Origin of the sequence: Georgenia deserti (assembly GCF_042680605.1) — a bacterium.
GTDB lineage: Bacteria > Actinomycetota > Actinomycetes > Actinomycetales > Actinomycetaceae > Allobogoriella > Allobogoriella deserti.
The window spans coordinates 115,153-135,033 of sequence record NZ_JBHUEE010000011.1 but is presented as its reverse complement, the minus strand read 5'-3'; the positions used below and the strand labels follow the sequence as shown (position 1 = coordinate 135,033).

General features: G+C 70.8%; 20 protein-coding genes. 8 read left to right on the top strand and 12 right to left on the bottom strand.

Annotation, left to right across the window (positions count from 1 at the left end; all coding sequences use genetic code 11):
• Positions 1 to 195: 195 nt before the first annotated feature.
• The 5 genes from ACFSE6_RS17625 to ACFSE6_RS17605 all read right to left on the bottom strand — a co-directional run bounded on the left by ACFSE6_RS17625 (position 196) and on the right by ACFSE6_RS17605 (position 5,038).
• Positions 196 to 1,284, bottom strand: a complete 1,089-nt coding sequence (locus tag ACFSE6_RS17625) for an adenosine deaminase family protein (protein WP_388010424.1) — start codon at positions 1,282 to 1,284, stop codon at positions 196 to 198.
• Complete coding sequence (locus ACFSE6_RS17620) at positions 1,284 to 2,336, bottom strand: extracellular solute-binding protein (RefSeq protein WP_388010422.1); 1,053 nt, start codon at positions 2,334 to 2,336, stop codon at positions 1,284 to 1,286. Before ACFSE6_RS17620 ends, ACFSE6_RS17625 begins: the two co-directional genes overlap by 1 nt.
• Positions 2,337 to 2,409: 73 nt before the next feature.
• On the bottom strand, positions 2,410 to 3,426 hold the full coding sequence (locus ACFSE6_RS17615; protein ID WP_388010420.1) for an ABC transporter ATP-binding protein: 1,017 nt from the start codon (positions 3,424 to 3,426) through the stop codon (positions 2,410 to 2,412).
• A complete protein-coding gene (locus ACFSE6_RS17610; protein WP_388010418.1) occupies positions 3,423 to 4,220 on the bottom strand; it encodes an ABC transporter permease in 798 nt (265 codons plus the stop codon). Before ACFSE6_RS17610 ends, ACFSE6_RS17615 begins: the two co-directional genes overlap by 4 nt.
• Positions 4,217 to 5,038: an ABC transporter permease gene (locus ACFSE6_RS17605; RefSeq protein ID WP_388010415.1), complete on the bottom strand. Its 822-nt coding sequence runs from the start codon at positions 5,036 to 5,038 to the stop codon at positions 4,217 to 4,219. The genes ACFSE6_RS17610 and ACFSE6_RS17605 overlap by 4 nt, the downstream gene beginning before the upstream one ends.
• A gap of 179 nt (positions 5,039 to 5,217) precedes the next feature.
• On the opposite strand from ACFSE6_RS17605, the gene ACFSE6_RS17600 reads away from it, so the two are divergent.
• Positions 5,218 to 6,177 (top strand): LacI family DNA-binding transcriptional regulator, encoded by a 960-nt coding sequence (locus tag ACFSE6_RS17600; protein WP_388010413.1) that lies wholly within the window; start codon positions 5,218 to 5,220, stop codon positions 6,175 to 6,177.
• A 75-nt stretch (positions 6,178 to 6,252) separates the two neighbouring features.
• Here ACFSE6_RS17600 and ACFSE6_RS17595 read toward each other — a convergent pair whose 3' ends face one another.
• Positions 6,253 to 7,656: an amidohydrolase family protein gene (locus ACFSE6_RS17595; protein WP_388010410.1), complete on the bottom strand. Its 1,404-nt coding sequence runs from the start codon at positions 7,654 to 7,656 to the stop codon at positions 6,253 to 6,255.
• A gap of 133 nt (positions 7,657 to 7,789) precedes the next feature.
• Here ACFSE6_RS17595 and ACFSE6_RS17590 point away from each other — a divergent pair, with 133 nt between their 5' ends.
• Entirely contained in the window at positions 7,790 to 8,737 is a 948-nt protein-coding gene (locus ACFSE6_RS17590; protein WP_388010407.1) for a GntR family transcriptional regulator, read from the top strand.
• Between the two features lie 82 nt (positions 8,738 to 8,819).
• Here ACFSE6_RS17590 and ACFSE6_RS17585 read toward each other — a convergent pair whose 3' ends face one another.
• Positions 8,820 to 9,446, bottom strand: coding sequence for a VOC family protein (locus tag ACFSE6_RS17585; protein WP_388010404.1), 627 nt, complete (start codon positions 9,444 to 9,446; stop codon positions 8,820 to 8,822).
• 151 nt (positions 9,447 to 9,597) lie between these two features.
• Here ACFSE6_RS17585 and ACFSE6_RS17580 point away from each other — a divergent pair, with 151 nt between their 5' ends.
• Genes ACFSE6_RS17580 through ACFSE6_RS17570 form a run of 3 tightly spaced genes read left to right on the top strand, consistent with a single transcriptional unit; the run spans position 9,598 to position 12,625 of the window.
• Complete coding sequence (locus tag ACFSE6_RS17580; protein WP_388010401.1) at positions 9,598 to 10,629, top strand: zinc-binding dehydrogenase; 1,032 nt, start codon at positions 9,598 to 9,600, stop codon at positions 10,627 to 10,629.
• On the top strand, positions 10,626 to 12,218 hold the full coding sequence (locus ACFSE6_RS17575) for a class I adenylate-forming enzyme family protein (protein WP_388010398.1): 1,593 nt from the start codon (positions 10,626 to 10,628) through the stop codon (positions 12,216 to 12,218). Before ACFSE6_RS17580 ends, ACFSE6_RS17575 begins: the two co-directional genes overlap by 4 nt.
• A complete protein-coding gene (locus ACFSE6_RS17570) occupies positions 12,215 to 12,625 on the top strand; it encodes a PaaI family thioesterase (RefSeq protein WP_388010395.1) in 411 nt (136 codons plus the stop codon). Before ACFSE6_RS17575 ends, ACFSE6_RS17570 begins: the two co-directional genes overlap by 4 nt.
• Positions 12,626 to 12,644: 19 nt before the next feature.
• Here the strand turns inward: ACFSE6_RS17570 and ACFSE6_RS17565 are convergent, their stop codons facing one another.
• From ACFSE6_RS17565 to ACFSE6_RS17545, 5 genes are all read right to left on the bottom strand, one after another.
• A complete protein-coding gene (locus ACFSE6_RS17565; protein WP_388010392.1) occupies positions 12,645 to 12,983 on the bottom strand; it encodes a nucleotidyltransferase family protein in 339 nt (112 codons plus the stop codon).
• Positions 12,984 to 13,011: 28 nt separating this feature from the next.
• Entirely contained in the window at positions 13,012 to 13,758 is a 747-nt protein-coding gene (locus tag ACFSE6_RS17560) for an SDR family NAD(P)-dependent oxidoreductase (RefSeq protein ID WP_388010389.1), read from the bottom strand.
• Complete coding sequence (locus ACFSE6_RS17555) at positions 13,755 to 15,260, bottom strand: sodium:solute symporter family protein (protein ID WP_388010386.1); 1,506 nt, start codon at positions 15,258 to 15,260, stop codon at positions 13,755 to 13,757. The genes ACFSE6_RS17560 and ACFSE6_RS17555 overlap by 4 nt, the downstream gene beginning before the upstream one ends.
• A complete protein-coding gene (locus tag ACFSE6_RS17550) occupies positions 15,260 to 15,532 on the bottom strand; it encodes a hypothetical protein (RefSeq protein WP_388010383.1) in 273 nt (90 codons plus the stop codon). The genes ACFSE6_RS17555 and ACFSE6_RS17550 overlap by 1 nt, the downstream gene beginning before the upstream one ends.
• A 166-nt stretch (positions 15,533 to 15,698) precedes the next feature.
• Positions 15,699 to 16,337 carry a TetR/AcrR family transcriptional regulator gene (locus ACFSE6_RS17545; RefSeq protein ID WP_388010380.1) on the bottom strand — a complete coding sequence of 213 codons (639 nt, stop codon included), beginning with the start codon at positions 16,335 to 16,337 and terminating at the stop codon, positions 15,699 to 15,701.
• A gap of 158 nt (positions 16,338 to 16,495) precedes the next feature.
• Here ACFSE6_RS17545 and ACFSE6_RS17540 point away from each other — a divergent pair, with 158 nt between their 5' ends.
• The 3 genes from ACFSE6_RS17540 to ACFSE6_RS17530 are packed head-to-tail and all read left to right on the top strand — an operon-like array spanning position 16,496 to position 19,754.
• Positions 16,496 to 17,578 carry a Gfo/Idh/MocA family protein gene (locus tag ACFSE6_RS17540; RefSeq protein ID WP_388010377.1) on the top strand — a complete coding sequence of 361 codons (1,083 nt, stop codon included), beginning with the start codon at positions 16,496 to 16,498 and terminating at the stop codon, positions 17,576 to 17,578.
• The gene (locus ACFSE6_RS17535) at positions 17,578 to 18,432 is read left to right on the top strand and encodes a hypothetical protein (RefSeq protein WP_388010374.1); all 855 of its coding nucleotides are present in this window, start codon (positions 17,578 to 17,580) and stop codon (positions 18,430 to 18,432) included. Before ACFSE6_RS17540 ends, ACFSE6_RS17535 begins: the two co-directional genes overlap by 1 nt.
• A complete protein-coding gene (locus ACFSE6_RS17530; protein ID WP_388010371.1) occupies positions 18,432 to 19,754 on the top strand; it encodes an ABC transporter substrate-binding protein in 1,323 nt (440 codons plus the stop codon). Before ACFSE6_RS17535 ends, ACFSE6_RS17530 begins: the two co-directional genes overlap by 1 nt.
• The last annotated feature ends 127 nt before the right edge of the window (positions 19,755 to 19,881 follow it).

The window sequence follows — 19,881 nt, the reverse complement described above, 5'->3', positions numbered from 1 at the left end:
GGTGACTGGAGACCTTGGTAAGCCTCGGGCGAGGCAATGGTGCGGCGCGTAGCTCGACCTCCGACAATCCTCTCCGACGGGCGCGGGCCGTCCCCTGCGAGTCGATGCAGAACAGGACCGCCACCGAGGCCGCCTTCCCGTGGTGTCAGGCGCCGGCGCAGCAACAGCCCAACGGTGGCGACAACTTCCGCAGTGCTAGGCCGTCTCTCCCGCCGTTACCTTCTCCACCCGCCTCCGCAACTTAGCCTTCTGATCCTCCGGCAACCAGCATGCCTCCACCGCAGCCAGCGCCATCCGCCCGATGCGATCAGCGTCCACGCCCAGCTCGTCGGCGAGGATGCGGTACTCGCCCCGCAGCGTGGTCGGGAACATGCCGGGGTCGTCCGAGGCGGGCACCACGTTCAGTCCGGCCTGCAGCATCGCCTTGATCGAGGCGCGCCGCCACGGTCGCCAGGAGCGGCGGGACGTGGTCGAGGCGACGGTGAAGGTCACCTGCTCCTCGCGCAGCCGGTCGACCACCGCCTGGTCCTCGAGCACGAAGTAGCCGTGGTCGATACGGTCGCAGCCGAGCACGTCCAGGCAGGTGATGGTGTTTGCGGCCACCGGCGCATGCTCGGAGGAATGCGCCGTCCGGCGCAGTCCGGCTTCACCGGCCAGACGGAACGCGTCGGCGAACCGCTCCGGCGGGCCCTTGGTCTCCAGGTTGTCCAGGCCGATGCCGGCCACGTACTCGTGCGGGTGCTCGACCACCTTGCGCACCCGCGCCAGAGCCTGCTCCCCGGTTCCGGATCGGTCGATCGCCGCGATCAGCCGCCCGGTCATGCCGAAGTCCCGCTCGGCTGCCCGGACCCCGGCCACCAGCGCCTCGACCTGCTCGCGGTACCCGAACCGCAGATGCTCGGGCACCGAGTCGAACGACACCTCGAGGTGCGCGGTGTTGGACTGGCGCTGGGCCGCCTCGAATGCCTCGTACGCCAGGCGCGCGTAGTCCTCCGCGTCCCGCAGGGCTGCGTTGACCCAGCCGGAGACCTGGAACAGCGAGTAGGAGACCTCCGGCTCGTCGGCACGGCGGCCCTGCGGCACCGGGATCACCGTGTCGGTGTACAGCGCCGGGTCCGGCGGCAGCGAGTTCACCGAGGCGTAGATGGTCTCCGGAGTGTCCGGCAGATCCAGCTTCGCCCGGCGCGCCAGCTCGGCGAACGTCTTCGCCCGGGTGGTGCCGATGAGGTGGCAGTGCAGGTCCACCGTCGGCAGTCGGTCGATGAGGTCGTGAACCGTGCTCATCAGGCGCCCGACACCTCGCGTGCGAACCGCTCGACCCACTCGTCCCGCGTGGGCACCAGCTCGGCCGGGTCGAGCGTCTCGTAGCCGGCCGCCACCGGGTCCTGCGCGATGTCCCCGACCACGTCGGTCATCTCCTGCGGTACCTCGGCCTCCGGGTTGACCGGCAGGTCGCCGACGATCTCGGCGGACGTACTCTGCGCCTCGGCGGAGAGCAGGTAGTCGACGAACTGCTCGGCACCGTCCGGGTTCGGGGCGCCCTCGGGGATCATCGCCCGGTTGGTCGCCATGTACCGCCCGTCCTCCGGCGGCGTCCAGGCGATCGGCTCACCGGAGGCCACCAGGTCCGTGGCGAAACCGCTGAGCGCATCCGCCGCGACGATCTCACCCTGGGTGAGCAGGTTCGTCACCTCGGTGGTGGAGCTGTAGAACTGCAGGATCCCCGGCGCCCACTCGCCAAGCTGCGCGAAGGCGGCATCGACGTCGTACGGGCCGTCGCCGTAGGCCTGCCCGACGCCGGAGACCATGAGCTGCCCGGCGGTGACCGAGATGTCCGGCAAGGCCAGCCGGCCCGAAAAGTCCGGGTCGCCCCACAGCTCCCAGGACGCCGCCTGGCCTTCGTCCACCTCGTCCGTGCGGTACATCGTCCCGTTGAGCTGGTAGCTGTACGCCGGGCCGGCGTAGGCGTCCTCAACCGCGAAGTCCGCGATCTCACCCATCGCCGGCACCGCCTCGGCGTCGACCTGCTGGAACAGCTCGTCCTCCTGCGCCATGGCGGCGTAGTAGTCCGAGATCAGCATGACGTCGATGCCCGGGTCGCCATTGGTCAGCTGCAGTTGCGAGACGCGGTCGGCGTTGGAGCCCGTCTCGACCTCCACGGAGATCCCGGTCTCCTCGGTGAACGGGTCGATCACGGCCTGCTGGAACTCCTCCACGCCGAAGGGGAACGTGGAGACCACGATGGTGTTCTCGTCCCCGCTGCCGCCGTCGTCGCCGGAGGAGCAGCCGGCGAGGGCGAGCGAGGTGGCGGACAGGCCGACGGCGAGAGTGCGCACCCGTTGGTGCGTACGGCCGCTCGTGGGGCGGGCTGATCGGGACATGGTTCCTTCCGCTGTCGGATCGTGGAGGTCAGGAGTCGGTGAGCCGGACGAGGTTCTTCTCGGGCAGGGCGACGGTGACGGTTTCGCCCACTTCCGGGGGCTCGATCTCGCCGGCGCGCACGTCGGCGAGCATCCGCACCTCGTCACCGGCCGGGTCGCGCACGTTCAGGCGGACCAGCATGTCCACGCCGCGGTAGGCGACGTCGGCCACCCGGCCCGCCAGGGTGAGCCCACCGGCCGGATCAGTGGCGGCGTCGTCGGCGGCCGGGGTGAGCTGGACGTGCTCGGGCCGCACGGCCAATGCCGTGCCGTCGGCGGCGGTCAGGAAGTTCTCGTACCCGAGGAACTCGGCGACGAACCGGTTGGCCGGCGCCGGGAACACCTCGCGCGGCGAGCCCTGCTGCTGCACGCGGCCGTCCTGCATGAGGACCATCTGGTCGGACAGCTCGAGCGCCTCGTCCTGGTCGTGCGTGACGAGCACGATCGTCAGGCCCGTCTCGGACTGGATGCGGCGCAGCTCGGCCCGCATCTGCAGGCGCAACCGGGCGTCCAGGTTGGACATCGGCTCATCCAGCAGCATCAGCCGCGGCCGGATCGCGATGGCCCGAGCCAATGCCACCCGCTGCTGCTGACCGCCGGACAGGCGCCCGGGCTTGGCGTCGGCGAGGTGGCCGAGCCCCACCAGATCCAGCGTCTCGGCGACCCGCTCGCGCCGCTCGGCCTTGGCCACCTTGCGCAGCTTGAGCCCGTAGCCGACGTTGTCCGCCACGCTCATGTGCGGGAACAGCGCGTAGGACTGGAAGACCATGCCGAGCTCGCGCTTGTCCGGCGGGGTGCGGGTGGCGTCCGCGCCGCCGATCCGGATGGTTCCGGCGGTGGGGGTGAGGTAGCCGGCGATCATCCGCAGCGTGGTCGTCTTCCCGCAGCCGCTCGGCCCGAGCAGCGTGGTGATCCGGCCCTCAGGAATGGCGATGTCCACGCTGTCGACGGCGGCCGTCTCGCCGAACCGTTTGGTCACCCCGATCAGCTGGGCGGCATCGGTCATCGGTTGATCCCTCCGAAGATCTTGGCGAAGCCCACGGTGCGCTCGGCCAACAGGGCGATGACCACGGTCCCGGCGAGCAGGAGCGTGGACATGGCGGCCACCATCGGGTCGTACTGCTGCTGGACGTAATCGAGCATCGTGACCGGCAGCGTGCGGAACTCCCGCGTCTGCAGCAGCAGCGAGAGCGGGACGTTGTTGAAGGACGTGACGAAGCTGAGCAGCCCGGCCGAGAAGATGCCCGGCCGCAGCAGCGGCAGCGTGATGGTCCAGAAGGTCCGCGCGGGGGAGGCGCCCAGGCCGCGTGCCGCCTCCTCGAGCGCCGGGTCCGCCAGCGCGAGGGATGCCCCGGTGACGCGGACCGCGTAGGGGAACATCAGGGCCGTGTGCCCGATGATCAACGTCGGCAGGTTGTCCATCCGCAGCCCCACCATGAACTGCTGGAACAGCGCCAGGCCCACCACGAGCTCGGGGACGATCAACGGCGAGAGGAACAGCCCCTCGAGCAGGTTCTTGCCCGGCAGGCGCCCGCGGCGAATCCCGAGCGCCACCGGCACGCCGAGCGCCAGGGAGGCGAGCGTCGCGATCACGGCGAGCAGCAGCGAGGAGCCCAGTGCCGAGGTGAACGGCTGATAGGACAGGGCCTCGCCGAACCAACGCGCGGAGACGCCGTCGGGCGGGAAGCGCAGCGTGCTGCCGGCCGTGAACGCCGTCGTGACGACGAAGACGATCGGCACGATCATGATGATGTAGGCCAGCACCGCCAGGGCGGCCATGAGCGGATGGCGCTTGATCACGACGTCGCCCCCTTGCGGCCGGCGAGCGTGGAGATCCCCGAGACGGCGAAGACCAGGATGGTCATCACGAGCGCGGTGGCCGAGGCGGCCGCCCAGTCCAGGGTGGCCGTGGAGTAGGAGTACAGCTGGGTGGAGAGCATCCGCTGACGCGAGCCGCCCAGCAGGTACGGCGTGGTGTAGGCGGTGACCGAACCGGCGAAGACGAGCGTCGCGGCCACCACCACCCCGGGCCAGGACAGCGGGACGACGACGTCCCACAGCGTGCGGGCCCGTCCGGCACCGAGGCCGCGGGCGGCGTCGTCCAGGCCCGCGGGCACCTGGGAGACGGCGGAGTAGATCGACACGATGGCCAGCGGCAGAAACAGCTGCGTCAGGCCGAGCACGATCGCCACCGGCGTGTACAGCAGCTGCGGCGGGGTCTCGGTCAGGCCCAGGCTGGTCAGCAGCTGGCCGAGGACGCCCTGGGAGCCGAGGATGACCAGCCAGCCGAAGGTGCGCACCACGTTGGACAGCAGCAGCGGGAAGATCGCCAGCGCCAGCAGCAGGCCCGCCCACCGGGACTGGGCGCGGGCCAGCAGGTAGGCCAGCGGGAAGCCGAGCACCAGGCAGATCAGCGTGACGATCAGGCCGAGGCCCACCGTGCGGCCGATGGTCGTCAGGTCGAACGGGTCGGTGACCATCTGGCCGAACCGGGCGAGCACCTCGCCGGTGGTCACGCCGGGCGGGGCCAGCAGCATGAGGACGGACGGCACCAGGAACCCGGCCAGGAGCAGGACGAGACCGGGCACGATGAGCCAGCCCTGTCGTCGTGAAACCACGCCGTGCCTCCAGGTGGTGCGGCGGTCGGACGATGTCCGGCGGTGCGTCGGACTGCGGAACGAACGGATGTAACCGGTTGTGGAACCGGTTACGGTGGACCCTAGCGGTTGTCCCGCCATTCGTCACACAGCGTTCACCCGATGGTCAGAACGCGGCGCACTTCACGAGGGGGTCGACGGTGCCGACACTGTCCGACGTCGCCGACCGGGCCGGCGTCTCCAAGGCGACGGCCTCGCGCGCCCTCGGGCGGCCGGAGCTCGTGGCGCCCGGCACGGTCAGCCGGGTGGAGCGGGCCGCCGCCGAGCTCGGCTTCGTGCCCAACCGCGCGGCGCGGTCGCTCGCGCGTGGGCGGACCGGGATCCTCGCCGTCGTGGTGCCGACGCTGGAGAACCTCTTCTTCGCGCCGATCATCGCCGGCGCGCAGGAGCGCGCCGCGGACTCGGACCTGCACCTGACCGTCGCGGTCTACGAGCTCGCCGACGGCGCCGACCTGCTGGGCCTGGAGCGCCTCGCCGGGCAGGTGGACGGCTTCCTCATGGTCGCCCCGCGCGCGGATGACGACGTCGTGCTCCAGGCGGGCTCGTTCAAGCCGACCGTGCTCGTGGACCGCGAGCGGGAGTCCATGACCTCGGTGGTGGCGGACACCGCCCACGCGTTCGGCACGCTGGTCGGCGGGTTGATCGAGGACGGGCACCGCTCGGTCGCCTACCTCGGCGGTCCGCACGGGTCGTGGCAGAACGGCCAGCGCACCGCGGCGGTGCGTGCGGCCGCGGCCGAGCGGGGCGCGGACCTGACTGTGCTCGGGCCGTACGCGGCCACGTTCTCCTCCGGCGTCGCGGCGGCCGAGCCGGTGCTGGCAGCCGGCGCGAGCGCCGTCGTGCCCTATGCGACGCCGATCGGGCTGGGCGTGATGTTCGCGCTCACCTCCCGCGGCCTCGCCGTGCCCGGGGACGTGACCGTGAGCCTGGAGTCCGACGTGGTCCAGGCCCTCGACCTGACGACGGCGCCGGCGATCGACGTCGACGGTGCCGAGCTCGGACGCACCGCGGCGGACATGCTGCTCGATCTCCTCGATGCCCGCAGCCAGCCGGGGGAGCGGCGGCGACTGCCGGTGGCGGTGCGGCCGGGGCGCGGGTGAGGCGGGCCGCGGCGTCGACTCGCGCGGTCAGGCCGTGTCAGTGGGCAGAAGTACCCATGCCTGATCCTGGGACGATCACCGGCTGCGTGCCGCAATCCGCCCCGCCGTCGCGAGCAGGCGCGCACGCTCCGCCGGACCGATGTGACGGCCGTCGGTGACGACGGCGTGGATCTGTCTGGTGTTTCGAATATCGATGAGCGGGTCGGCGTCGAGCACCACCAGGTCAGCTACGCGACCCGGCTCGACCGTGCCCGCCCAGTGGTCCCGGCCGAGGAACCTCGCCGGCTCGACCGTCGCGGATTGCAATGCTTGCATCGGACTCAGGCCGGCCAGCACGAGCTGCTCCAGCTCGGCGTGCAGGCTGAAGCCCGGGAACAGGCCCGGCCCCACCGAGTCTGTTCCCGCGAGCAGCCGGACTCCCGCCTCCGACATCGCGGCCACGGTCGCTCGTCGCCAGTGGAGCAGCTCGCGGTGTCGCGCGGATTCCTGGGCCGTTCGACCGCCGCCGCAATAGATGTGTCTGGCCAGGAAATCCCAGGCGTCCGGTGTACCGGGAACCATGTACGTCATCCGCTCGTCGTCCAGCCTGATCGATTCGGGCTCGTCCACGGCGGCGTGGACGACGAGTGTTGGTGTGCAGGCCACGTCGGCGCGAACGAGCCGCTCGAACACCGAGCCCGCCGCCGTGCGGTCGTACGCGTCGATCGCCTCCCACTCCACCTTGGCGACCTCTCTCAGCCAGCTGCCCAGGTGAAACTCGGGCGAGGTGCGGATCGCGGCCATCGCGGACTCCAGTCGCTCCACGTCCGGTGCTGCGGTGGACCAGATGCTGCCGAACATGTGCTCGAACGAGCGTTGGCCCGACTCGATCTGTTCGGCGAACGGCAGGTGGTCCGAACGGTGCCCGGCGACGGTGATGTTCTGCCGGTGGGCCTCGGTGAGGACAGTGCGGTAGGCGTCCGGCGAGAGTCGGGAGTACACCTTGATGAAGTCGGCCCCTCCGTCGGCCGCCTCGGCGACGGCTCGCCGTGCCTGTACAGCGTCCGCGACCGTCACGACTGGCACGTCCGGCACGTCGGACCAGAGGGCCGGGCTGCCGTCGAGGAGCGGGCTGGCGATAGTCATCCGTGGGCCGAGAATCTCGCCCGACTCCACCATCCGGCGGATCTCGTGCAGCCGGGGGCGGCCCCACATCTCGCGGACCGATGTGACGCCGTTGGCGAGGTAGAGACTGGCGAAGTGCCTGGGGTCATCGGTCTCCGACTCGCTGTGGACGTGCATGTCGGCCAGCCCAGGGATGACGTACTTCCCGCCGACGTCGTGGACCACGGCGTCGTCCGGCACCGGTACCTGTGCCGCCGGCCCCACCGTCACGATCGTCCGATCGACCACAACCACTGTCTGGTCCGGCCGAGGCGGCGCCCCGGTGGCATCGATGACCGTGGCGCCGATGTAGGCCTGCACTCGCGAGGGAAGCATGCGTACACCGTATTGCGGGAACCGCTCCGTCACGGGGCTGGACAGTGCACTTCTTGTTCATCACGCTGAAAGCGAGGCCACGGCGCCGACATGCGGCCCACAACCGACCTGATCGTACTAGTACGCTTTGCTCGTGGAAGCGCCGAATGAACTACCGTCGCACCGTATCGCCGGCGCGCTACGGCAGCAGATCGTGGCCGGAGTTCTCCGGCCCGGCGACCGCGTGCCCTCGACGCGACAGATCGTCCGAGAATGGGGCGTTGCCATGGCAACGGCGAGCCGCGCGCTCGCCATTCTTCGCGATGAGGGCCTGGTGTCCCCACGCACGGGGTCGGGGACTGTCGTGCGCGGAGATCCTCGACCGAGAGTGGCGTCCCTGACGCCAGGACGCATCGTCTCCGTTGCCATCCACATTGCCGGCAGCGAAGGGCTCGACGCGGTTTCGATGCGCCGGGTGGCCGGAGTCTTGAGGGTTGCGCCGATGTCGCTCTACCGGCATGTCGCGGGCCGTGAAGAGCTGGAAAGCCTGATGGTGCGAGCCGTCTTCACACGCCACCCGCTTCCCGACCCGATGCCCCGAGGCTGGCGGCAGCGGCTCGAGGTGGTGTACCGGTTGCAGTGGCGCTTGTACCGGACGTACCCGTGGCTCGCAGAACTGACGCTGAGCACTCGGCCGCCGCTCGTGCCCGAGGCGATGCTTCACAGCGAGTGGACGCTCGAGGCGCTGGCTGACCTCGACCTCGCCCCCCGCGTCCGAGTGCAGGTGGCGCTCGCGTTGCCCGCCCTGGTCCACGGCCTGGCCATGGGGGTTCTCCGCGAGATTCGCGCCGAGAAGGAGACGAATCTCGGCAACGAGCAATGGTGGTCGACGATTGACGACGACGCTGTTCGGTTACTCCGTAGTGGCAGGTTTCCGAGGCTCTCCGGCGTCGAGGATTTCGGGATCGACGCGCTCGGGCTACCGGCGTTGGACGACGCGTTCGAGGTCGCACTCGGTCACTACCTTGATGGGCTTGCCCTTGCCTCCGGGCAAGCAGCGGTTGCGGAGCCCGAGGAAGGCGGACCGGCCGACCGGACGTAGCTGATCCCGCTCCGGTCAGCGTCAGAGCGTCGAGTCGATGTTGCCCTGGCGCTGACAGCACCGGGGCGGCGCAGTGCTCGGCTCAGCCGAGCGTGCGGATCCCACCGGCCGTGTCCAGCTCCGCACTGAGCCGTAGCACGGGTCCCTCGCTCACCGCCGCGAGCTCGGCGGCTCCGACGGCGCCGAGCGCCGTCGACACCTGCGCCGCCTCCGGGCACGTGATGGTCAGACCGTGCAGCCCGACCTCCGGCAGCCCGTGCGAGGGGTGCGGGCTGTCCTGCCAGTCGATGAGGAACGGCACGGCGCCGCCGAGCCCGCCCTCCGGCGGTGTCAGCCGCCAGCGCAGCACGTCACCCGACGGCGTCCGGCGCGACATCGCCTGCACGTCACCCGGGTCGTAGCCGGCCTCGCGGGCCGAGGCGACGACGTCGTCGATTGCCGACGTGCGCACCGCCCAGCCCACCAGCGTGGGACGGTCCACCTCGTCCACCCGCAGCGGGCGCGGCCGGTCCGGCTCGGGCTGGTCCGGGTCCGGACCGAGCAGCTCGAGGTACCGGCCCGCACCCAGGCCGAGCAACGCGTTCGCCGTCCCGCGGCCCTCGTGGCGGCCGCCGGCGACGGGCTCGACCCCCGTCAACCTGTGCACCTCATCGATCAGCGCCTGCAGGTCCGGCCCCGCGTACACCAGGTGATCCAGCTCGATCGGCATACCGCGACTCTAGCCAGCCCTGCGTCCCGGCCGCCCCGCGCCGACCGGCCGGCTCACGCTCCGGACCCCGGCGCGTGCCGGATCGGGCAGCGTGAGAAAGTAGCAACCGGCCACCGCCGACAGCCCCGCAACCCCGGGAGGACCCGCACCCATGGAGACCGCGACGCCGTCGGGCAACGTCGCCGAGCAGCCGATCGGTGAGCAGATGCGTGCCGCGCTGATCGTCGAACGCGGGGGACCGGACGGCCGCGTGGTCGGCGACCACCCCGTCCCCGAGGTCGGCCCCGCGGACGTGCTCGTGCGTGTGCGCGCCTGCTCCCTCAACCACCTCGACGTCTTCGTCCGCAAGGGCGTCGCCGGCGGCCACCTCCCGCTCCCGCACATCTCCGGCGGCGACATCGCCGGTGAGATCGTCCGCGTCGGCAGCGACGTCACCGGAGTCGCGGCCGGTGACCGCGTGCTCATCGATCCGCTGGTGCGCGGCAAGGCCCTCGGCGAAGACATGCAGGGCGGCCTGGCCGAGTACGCCGCCGTCCCCGCCGCCAACTGCATCCCGCTGCCGGACGACGTCGAGTACGTCACCGCCGCCGCCCTGCCCATCGCCTACGGCACCGCCCGCCGCCAGCTCATCACCCGCGGCCGCCTGCAGGCCGGCGAGACCGTCGCCATCCTCGGCGCCGCCGGCGGCCTCGGCACCGGCGCCGTCATGATCGCCAAGGCCGTCGGCGCCCGCGTCATCGCCTGCGCCAGCTCCCAGGCCAAGCGCGACCGCCTCACTGAACTCGGCGCAGACATCGTCATCGACTCCAGCGCCGAGGACTGGGGCGCCCAGATCTGGAAGGCCACCGGCAAACAGGGCGTCGACCTCATGGTCGACAACACCGGCGCCGCCACCTGGCAGTCCTCCATCCGCGCCACCAGCCCCGGAGGGCGCGTCGTCACCTGCGGCGCCACCAGCGGCTACGACGTCACCCAGTTCCAGCCCTACGTCTGGGTCCGCGAGCTCGACATCCTCGGCAGCAACGGCTGGCGCCGCGAAGACCTCGAGGCCCTGCTCGGCATGGTCCGCGACGGCACGCTCGCCCCGGTCATCGACAGCACCTACCCGCTCGAGGACATCCGCGCCGCCGAGCAGCGCCTCGAGGACCGCTCCGTCATCGGGAAGGTCGTCATCACCCTGTGAGCGACGTGGACGCCGCCGAGAACCTCGCCGTCCGCCTCCTGGCCGGCAGCGCGGACCACCCGGAGCGCGTCGCGATCCGGCAGGCCGAGGAACGCATCAGCTACGCCGACCTCGCCGGCGCCGCACGCACCACCGCCGCCACCCTGCGCGCCGCGGGCGTGAGGCCGGGGGACCGGGTTGCGCTGCTCTTCGGCAACCACCACCGCTTCATCGACGCCCTTCTCGGCGTCATCTGGGCCGGCGCCGTCGCGGTCCCGCTCAACACCCGTGCCGGCCGCACGTCGTTGCGGCACGTGATGAACGACGCCTCCCCGGCCGTCCTCCTCGGCCACGAGCCGCTCGCCGAGCGCGCCCGCGAACTCGCCGGTGACGTCCCGCTCCTCCTCGCCGGCGCGGATGGCTGGGACGACGACCGCACGGGTGAGCGGGCGCCGTCGGACGCCGGCCGCGATCCCGCACCGGTCCGCGCGGGCGACATCTGTCTGCAGCCCTACACCTCCGGCTCGACCGGCAACCCGAAGGGCTGCCTGCTCACCCACGACGGCCAGTACTGGAACGCGAGCACCACCGCCGAGGTGTGGGAGCTCCAGGAGGACGACCGTGGCCTCATCACCGCGCCGCTGTACCACAAGAACGCGATGATCTGCGTGGTCAAGCCGCTGCTGCTGACCGGCGGCACCATCGTCATCGGCCGCAGCCCCGACCCGGCGCGCATCCCGTCCGAGGTGGCCGAGCATCGCTGCACCTACACCACCGGCGTGCCCGCCACCTACGAGATGTTGCTGGCCAGCGGCGAACATCACCGGCACGACCTCAGCTCCCTGCGGTTCGTCATCTGCGGCTCCGCGCCGCTCTCGGACACCCTCGGCCGCCGCTTCGCCGACGGGCTCGGCGCCCCGGTCATCGAGGCGTACGGACTCACCGAGGGCGGTCCGCAGGTGCTGATGAACCCGCGCACCGACGCCCCGCGGTACGGCATGGCCGGCCGGCCGCTGCCCGGATGCGAGGTGCACCTGCTCGACGTCGAGAACATGCCGACGACGCCGGTCGCGGACCTCCCGCAGGTGCCCATCGGGCAGGTGGGGGAGATGTGGGTGCGCAACCCCGGTGTCACGGCCGGCTACCACCGGCTGCCCGAGGTGAGCCGGCAACGCATCTCCGTCGACGGCTGGCTACGCACCGGCGATCTCGCCGTCGCCGACGAGGACGGGTACTTCCGGGTTCTCGGCCGGGCCGACGACATGATGAACGTGGGCGGCGAGAACGTGTACCCGCTCGAGGTGGAACAGCTGCTGCGCAGCATGCCGGGCGTGAGCCAGGCCGCCGTCGTCCCCGCCGAGCACGCCCGCAAGCGCCAGGTGCCGGTGGCGTTCGTCGTCGTGGACGAGGGAGTGAGCGAGGCCGACGTGAAGGACTACGCCCTGACCCAGGGCGCCGCCCACGCCCACCCACGGCGCGTGTGGTTCCTCGACGAACTGCCGCTGGGCGGCACCGGCAAGATCGACTACGCCCGGCTCGCCGCCCTGGCCGCGGAGAACTTGGGCCACCGGCCGCTCGGCGCGGACGACGAAGGGAAGGACAGGCCATGACCGTGGACGTCGCCGTCGTGCGGGACCTGCTGACCACTCCGGCCTACCACCGCTGGCTCGGTCTCGAGCTGCTCGAGGCCGCCGACGGCGCGGTCACCATCGGCATGACCTGCCGCCCGGATCTGACCGCCGACGTCGACGGCAGCTACGTGCACGGCGGGATCCTGGCCACGCTGCTTGACGTCGCCGGCGACTTCGCCCTGGTCACTCAGCTCGGCGTGGGCCTGCCGACCATCGACATGCGCGTGGACTACCTGCGGCCCGCCTGCCCGGACGACCGGCTGCTCGCCACCGGGACGGTGGTGCGCCGCGGCCGCAGCCTGGGCGTTGCCGACGCGCGCGTGACCGACGCCGACGGCAAGGAGCTCGCCGTCGGCCGTGGGGTGTACAGCACCGCCGTCGGGTAGTGGCCGGCGACCGACGTCGCTACGACTCTGCGGCTTGATCCAGTGCGGCCGTGTCGGTGATGGCCGTCTCGGAGACTCGACGTTTGAGCAGCTCGGCGGAGAACACGTCCACGTCGCGTCCGAGGATGCGGCGGAACTCCTCGTTCAGTCCGCCGGCCCGGAACAGAATGTTGCCCGCCGTGGGGTCCAGGTCCACGAGAATGTCGATGTCGCTGTCCGCCGTCGCGTCGCCGCGGGCCACCGAACCGAAAAGGCGCGGGTTCGTGGCCCCGTATCGGCGCATCGCCGTCGTGAGCTCATCACGGTGCGCGTCGATGAGCTCACGCAGGGCGAGGCTCTGCGGAGTAGCGCCGCTCATGTTCTCAGGATATCGCGAGGGGTGTTCCTCACCGGCCGACCAGGTCCGCTCCGCCGTCGACCGGCAGCACGGCCCCGGTGATCCACGCCGCCTCCTCCGACAGCAGGAACGCCACCGCGGCCGCCACGTCCTCCGGCCGGCCGACCCGTCCGAGCGGGTACTCGGCGCCGCGACGTTCGATGAGCGCCGCGTAGTCCTCGGCCGCCATCCCGCCGCTGACCCAGATCCCGGTGTCCACCAGGGAGGGGCGCACCACGTTCACCCGGACGGGCGCGAGCTCGAGCGCCAACGCCCGGCTGAACGACTCCACGCCGCCCTTGGCCGCCGCGTACGCGCTTGCCGAGGGCTGCGGGTTGGCCGCGATCGAGGAGCTCAGCGTCACCACGGAACCGCCAGACGCCTGCAGCGCGGACGCGAAGGCCCGGCAGGCGTGGATCGTGCCGAGGAGGTTCACCTCCACCTGCCGGGTCAGATCCGACAGGTCGGCGTCGGTCAGTCCCGCCCGGGCCACCGCGCCCGCGCAGGACACCAGCGCGTCGATCTCGCCGAACTCGGCCCGGACCTGCTCGGCCACGCGCTCCACGGAGGCGGCGTCCGCGACGTCGACCTCGTACTGCGACGGCGGGGACCAGCCGGCGCCCTCGGCACGGTGCCGCGCGAGGCTGACCACCCGGTACCCGCGGGACTCCAGGCGCTCGCCCACCGCTCGGCCGATCCCGGCCGACCCGCCGGTGACCACCGCGACCGGCGCGCGGCTGACGGATCCGCCGCTCACCGGGCCACCTCCGCCGTCGTCGGCGACTCGAACAGGCCGAAGTGCCGATCGAGGTTCTCCTGCTGCGGCGGCCGGGTCAGCAGGCTGACCACCACGAGGACGACGACGCCGACGATTGCCGCGGGCATGGCCGGGTGCCAGCCCGCCAACGGCAGCGGAAGCCAGCCGCGGTCCAGCCCGAGGAAGATCGCCTCGGCGACGATCATCGAGGTCACGGCCCCGGCCGCCGTCGCCCGGCGCCAGTACAGGCCGGCCAGGAGCGCGGGGAAGATGAGGAACACCGCCGGCCAGGTGATCGAGACGATGATCCCGATGATGCTCTCTGGGCCGAAGAACGCCACGAGCAGCCCGCCACCGACCAGGATCGGCAGCATCGTGCGCGTGGTGATCGTCAGCGTCCGGTCCAGGGCCTGCTCGGAGGCGCCGCGCCGGGCCAGGACCGGGCGCACGTGCTCCTTGGCCACGATCGAGCTGAGCGTGAGCACGATCGAGTTCGCCGTGCTGCCGGTGGCGGCGACGATCGCGAGGATCGCCACGAGCAGCAGCCACTGCGGCAGCACGTCGACGATCATCGCGGGGTAGATCGCCTCCGGGGAGGGGTAGTCCGGCCGCGTCGCGACGCCGACCATGGCGATGTAGAAGCAGCAGACGTAGACGATCCCGGTGCCGATGGGCAGCGAGATGGCGATGAACTTCAGTGTCGAGTGGCTGCGCGCCGCCATCCACCGCTGCTGCAGCTGCGGCATGGTGAAGTGCGCGGCGGCGAATATGATCAGCACCGAGATGAGGTACTGCAGGCTGAACAGCCCGCCGCCCCCGGGGTTGGACAGCAGCTCGGACTGGTGGCCGACCGTGTCCATGAGGTCGCTGAAGCCGCCGGTCTGGCTGAGCACGAGGATGACCATCGCGACGGCGAGGATGACGTACATCAGTGCGCCCTGGACCACGTCCGTCCACACGACCGACCGGAAACCGCCGCTCATCACGTAAAGGGTGACGATCACGGCGAGGAAGATCGCACCGGCCCAGTAGGGGATGCCGCCGCCGGTGACTGCCTCGAGGGTGAGTCCGCTGCCGCGGAACTGGGCACCCATGTACGGCACCAGGGCGAGGAGAACGATCACCCCGGCCACCAGGCCGACGGACCGGGAGCCGTACCGGTCGGAGAGGTACTCGGTGACGTTGGTGAGCCGGTAGCGCCGGGCCACCAGCCAGATGCGGGTGCCCGCGAAGTAGATGATCGGGCCGACGGCGGCCGTGGTCGCCACCTGGATCCACGCGCCGATGCCGTTCGTGTAGAACTGCCCGGTGATGCCGAAGTAGCTGAAGGCGCTGAACAGCGTGGCCGTGACGGTGAAGAAAGCCGGCAGCTTGTCGAGCTTGCGGCTGCCGAGGACGAAGTCCTCCATGGTCTTCGTGGTGCGCCGGTTGGCGTGATAGCCGAGATAGACGAGCAGGACGGCGAAGACGCCGAGCCCGATCCACATGGTGGTGACCGACATCAGCGCTCCACCTCCCCGGCGGTCGCCGCGGTATCGGCGGCCGCCCGGCGCACCACAGCCGCGTACGGGTCCCAGCGGTAGGCGATCCAGCCGACGTAGGCGATGAACAGCGCCGTCCAGATGATCCAGAGCAGCAACGGCGCCGGGATGATGCCCAGCACGATCGGCTCCGACTCGCCCTGCGGCCAGGGGTAGACCATCAGCGCCGCCAGCACCACGCCGAGTACGACGGCGAGCACAGCCTTGGCGCGACTACCGCGCGACACAGTCATCGGTCCTTCTTTCCGCGGCCGGGGACGGCCGCCGGGGTTGTCTCGGGATCAGTCTCGTGTGCGAAGGACAGGAGCGACGCCGCGGACCTCCCGTATTCCCGAGCGGTGAGATGCCGGCTCGCCGGAGCGGCGAATGACGTCCGGGATCGGTCTTGTACTTACGCGATCACAGGGGCTGCTCCGGCCGTGTGGCCTGCCAACGCGCGATACTGGACTCGAGGTAGCGCGTGACCTGGCCGACGAGATCGATTCCAGGAGTGAGGAGCCACTGGAGTTCGACACCGTCGAGCACGGCGAGAAGTGTGCTCGCCTCGTATCGGAGCGTCTCCTGGTCCATGGGACGGACCTCGCCGGCTTCCACGGCCTCCCGAATCCACTGTTCGAAGTCGCGCAGCGTTCTGGCGTACCGCTTCGTCATGAACTGGTGCGCTGGGTGGGACGGATCGGTCGCCTCGGTGGCCAGCGTGAGATACAGCTCGAGGAGCCCTCGATGCTCCGTGTGCCAGACCATCCGGTCGCGCAGGCCGCGAAGGGCGGCGAGACCGGTACCTCGCGGTGACGTCAACTGGGCTTCGTCCCAGACGCGAAGCACTTCGAGCAGAAGCTGCTCCTTGCCGCCGAAGTGCTTCATGACGGCGGCCGGTGTGATGCCGACGCGGTCCGCGATCTCGCGAACCGTGCTGGCGCGGTAGCCGTACGAGCTGAACACCTCGACGGCCTTGTCGATGATCTGCGCGCGACGGCGAATTCCGCTTCGGTACGGGCCCCTGACGCCGCGCGCAGGCGTGCTCGGGCGGTCGGTCACGGCATCTCCTCGGATTCGGCTGTTCCGGCAGATTCTCCTCGGCGGAGCGTTGACCCACGGTTCGTCGGCGATCTACGCTCACCAGCCAAAGGTATCGCGTACGTAACTATTCGCGGTCGCGATTGCCGCAAGGACAACGACGTCGTCGAAGGGAACGCATGGGACGCCGAATCGCTCGGGTTGGCGTTGTCGGAGCCGGCGCCGCGACGCAAGCCATTCATCTCCCGACGCTGGCGCGGTTCCCGGAGCGGTTCCGGGTCACGGCGGTGACGGACGTCAACGAGGCTGTCGCCGTCGAGGTCGCCGATCGGGTCGGCGCCGCGGTCATGCCGTCGCTCGGTGACATGCTCGCCGCCGACAAGCTCGACGTCGTCGTCATCTGCTCACCGAACGAGTTCCACGCCGAGCAGGTCAGTGCGGCGTGCCGGGCCCGAGTGGGCGTGGTGCTGTGCGAGAAGCCGCTCGCGACCTCGCGGTCGGAGGCCGAGGACATCGCGCGGGTGTCGGAGGAGACCGGGGTGCCGGTCGTCGTCGGCACCATGCACAGCTTCGATCCTGTCTGGCAGGCCGCGAGCCGGCGATGGACCGAGGCGGGCGCGCAGGCCCACACGATCCGGATCGCCGCCCGCATCCCGCCAAACCCGATGACGGAGGATCTCGCTACCGAGGTGACCGGGAGGGCGGGGCCAGGCCGTACCACCCGCAGTCGGTCGCGGCTGAAAGACCGGGTGGCCGGACTGCGCGGTGGCGTCCTCGGGTTGGCGATCCACGACCTTCCCCTGGCCCGCCGCCTCCTCCCTGACGCCCCGCCGCGGGTGCTGGCCGTCCATGAGCCGGCGCCCGGCGGCTACCACATCTTCGCCGAGGTCGGCGGGCAGCTGCTCGAGGTCCTCGGTGGCTCGTCAGAGACCTGGTTGCCCGACTGGCAGCTCGAGGCGATCGCCGAGGATGCCGTGCTCCTCGCCGACTTCGGGCCGTCCTATGTGCACGCGGGATCCGCAGTCGCCGAGCTCAGCATGCCGGCGGCGGAGACGGGCTTCGAGACCACCCGCCTGGGCCCGGCTGTCGACAACGGTTACGTCCGCCTGTGGCAGTCGATCGACGACCTGCTTGACGGAAGAGGCGCAGCGCCGCCTGTCGAAGCGTTGGTCGCCGACCTGGATTTTGCCGTGCTGCTCGCCGACCAGGCCACGGATCTCCTGCTGACCGCATCCGCACCGACGACCGCGGAGGCGATCTGATGACCATGACTCCGCTGACCGTCGGGATCTCCGGCCTTGACGAGGCGTACCCGCTCGAGGCCGTGCTCGGTTCCCTCCCCATGAGCTGCCGCACGGCAGGCCGGGACGAGCGCGCCGACGTCGTCCTCATCGGCGGACCGGACTGGGCGGCCCGGGCGACGGCGGCCGTAGACGGTGGGGCGCACGGTCTGCTGCTGGCAGACCCGTGGCCGATCGACGCCGCATCGCTGCGCGAGGTGGCAGACCTGGCATGCCCGGTCGTGGTCGACTTCGGCCGGCGGCACAACCCGGCCGTCGACCATGTCCGGGATGCGGTCGCCCAGCACCGCACGCCGCACGCGCTCTTCGAGGTCCGGACGACCACGACGCCAGGCCTTGGCCTGGTGCCAGCGTCGTTGGCGGCGCTCGACGTCCTCACCGCTGTGGCCGGCCCATTGGTCGCGCTCGAGGTGCTGCGGGACGACGCGCACCACCTGGCCCTGAGCGGTCGCCTCACCGACGACGCCGTCGTCGTGATCACGGTGGCCGTCACGCGTGCGCGACCACGACGCACGTCGCTCACCGTTGCCGGCAAGCGGGGCCGGGTGCGCCTCGAGCTTCCCGACCCGGTGACTGCGGCGCCCGGGACGGCTGCCGTGACCGAGGCGGGTGGCCACCGGGTGTTCCCGGTCGGTGCGGAGTCGGCCCACCGCGTAGCGATGCGGCGACTGACCGCAGCAGTTCTGGGCCATGCCGCACCGCCGGATGACCTGGCACGGCTCCGGGATACGGCGCAGATGCTGAACGGCGCGGTGGAACGTGACCGCGCGACAGGGAGTGCACGACCGCTCGAGCGCGCGAGGGGAGGCCCGTGATGACGCAGTCGAACTACAGGACGTCGGGCGGCGTGACCCGGCGCACGGTTCTCCGGGCCGGGACAGTCGCTGCTGCGTTGGGGCTCTCGGGTTGCGCCCGGTGGGGGTTCTCCGATGCGGACACCCGCCTGAAGTTCTGGAACATGCCGTGGGGGCAGACGAACTTCACCCCACTGGATCGTGAGATCACCCTCGGCTACGAGCCGGAGGCCGGGACCCCACCCGCGGCCTACCAGGTCATCCAGTGGGCGAACTTCATCCAGACGTTCACCTCGGCCGTCGCGTCACGGACTGGCCCCGCGGTGAGCTCAGGAGGGGGAACCCTCGCGTTCCAGTTCGAGAGCCAGGGGGCTATCGCCTACGCCGACGGCCTGCTCGAGAGCTGGCGTGCCAACGGCCTGTACGACGACTTCCTGCCGGGCCTTCTGGAGACGATGCGCGTCCCGAACGGGTTCGCGGCGGTGCCGTACAACCTCGATATGCGTGTGCTCTGGTACAACCGCACGCTGCTGGAGCGAGCCGGGGTGGAGCCACCGACCGACTGGCAGTCGTACCTCGACGCCTGCGCCGCCCTGAAGCGGATCGACGTCTACGGGTACGGGACCGGCTCGGGCGCCGGATCGTTCACCGGAAGCCACGCGCTGACGTCGTGGATGATCAACAACGGCGGTGGCCTGTTCAACGAGAACCAGGAGCCGGCCTGCGTCACTGACCAGAACATCGAGGCGATGGAGTTCGTCCTCGAAATGGTGCACAAAGGCTACGTCGACCCGCGTAGCCCGACCTACACCAGCGACAACGTCATGACGCAGTGGCAGCAGCACAGGTTCGGCATGGGATACGACACCGGTGGCCTCGCCAACAACGTCGGTGGTGCGGTCAAGGACGAACTCGAGGTGATGTCGCCGCTGAGGGGGCCGTCGGGGGACCAGGGGGCCTTGTTCTTCCCCAACAACATCATGATGTACACCGACAGCCCGAGCCAGCAGGCCTCCGAGGCGTTCATGACCTACTACTTCCAGAACATGACGCCGCTGTGGACCGAGAACACCGGGATCGGGCTACCGCCACTGAGGTCGATCACCCAGACGGACGAGTTCCAGGCCGACCGCAACAGCGTCAAGATCATCGACGAGTGGCAGCCGGTCGCCCGCACCTGGGCCGCTCCCGGAGGCGACGCGTTGTTCATCGGGGTCACGGCGGTGGACGCGACGCCCATGATGATCACCTTCACCCAGTCCATCCTGAGCGGTCAGACCGACGCCACGACCGCGCTGACGAGGCTGCAACGTGAGATCGAAGCCAGCATCAGCAACGCGTAGATCGGGGAAGCGCAGATGTCGACACGGTCGCTGAGGGACGGGATGGACCGGGCACGGCACGGAGTCGCCGTCGCCGGACCGGGTAGGCCGGGCCGACGGCGTCAGGCACCGCCGACTCCACGAAGCG

Bases quoted from the DNA above. Each gene is read 5' to 3' on its own strand.
- ACFSE6_RS17530 (WP_388010371.1), top strand. From the start codon at position 18,432: ATGACGCAGTCGAACTACAGGACGTCGGGCGGCGTGACCCGGCGCACG.
- ACFSE6_RS17585 (WP_388010404.1), bottom strand. From the start codon at position 9,446: ATGCCGATCGAGCTGGATCACCTGGTGTACGCGGGGCCGGACCTGCAG.
- ACFSE6_RS17550 (WP_388010383.1), bottom strand. From the start codon at position 15,532: ATGACTGTGTCGCGCGGTAGTCGCGCCAAGGCTGTGCTCGCCGTCGTA.
- ACFSE6_RS17625 (WP_388010424.1), bottom strand. From the start codon at position 1,284: ATGAGCACGGTTCACGACCTCATCGACCGACTGCCGACGGTGGACCTG.
- ACFSE6_RS17570 (WP_388010395.1), top strand. From the start codon at position 12,215: ATGACCGTGGACGTCGCCGTCGTGCGGGACCTGCTGACCACTCCGGCC.
- ACFSE6_RS17595 (WP_388010410.1), bottom strand. From the start codon at position 7,656: ATGCTTCCCTCGCGAGTGCAGGCCTACATCGGCGCCACGGTCATCGAT.
- ACFSE6_RS17555 (WP_388010386.1), bottom strand. From the start codon at position 15,260: ATGTCGGTCACCACCATGTGGATCGGGCTCGGCGTCTTCGCCGTCCTG.
- ACFSE6_RS17615 (WP_388010420.1), bottom strand. From the start codon at position 3,426: ATGACCGATGCCGCCCAGCTGATCGGGGTGACCAAACGGTTCGGCGAG.
- ACFSE6_RS17535 (WP_388010374.1), top strand. From the start codon at position 17,578: ATGACCATGACTCCGCTGACCGTCGGGATCTCCGGCCTTGACGAGGCG.
- ACFSE6_RS17540 (WP_388010377.1), top strand. From the start codon at position 16,496: ATGGGACGCCGAATCGCTCGGGTTGGCGTTGTCGGAGCCGGCGCCGCG.
- ACFSE6_RS17565 (WP_388010392.1), bottom strand. From the start codon at position 12,983: ATGAGCGGCGCTACTCCGCAGAGCCTCGCCCTGCGTGAGCTCATCGAC.
- ACFSE6_RS17580 (WP_388010401.1), top strand. From the start codon at position 9,598: ATGGAGACCGCGACGCCGTCGGGCAACGTCGCCGAGCAGCCGATCGGT.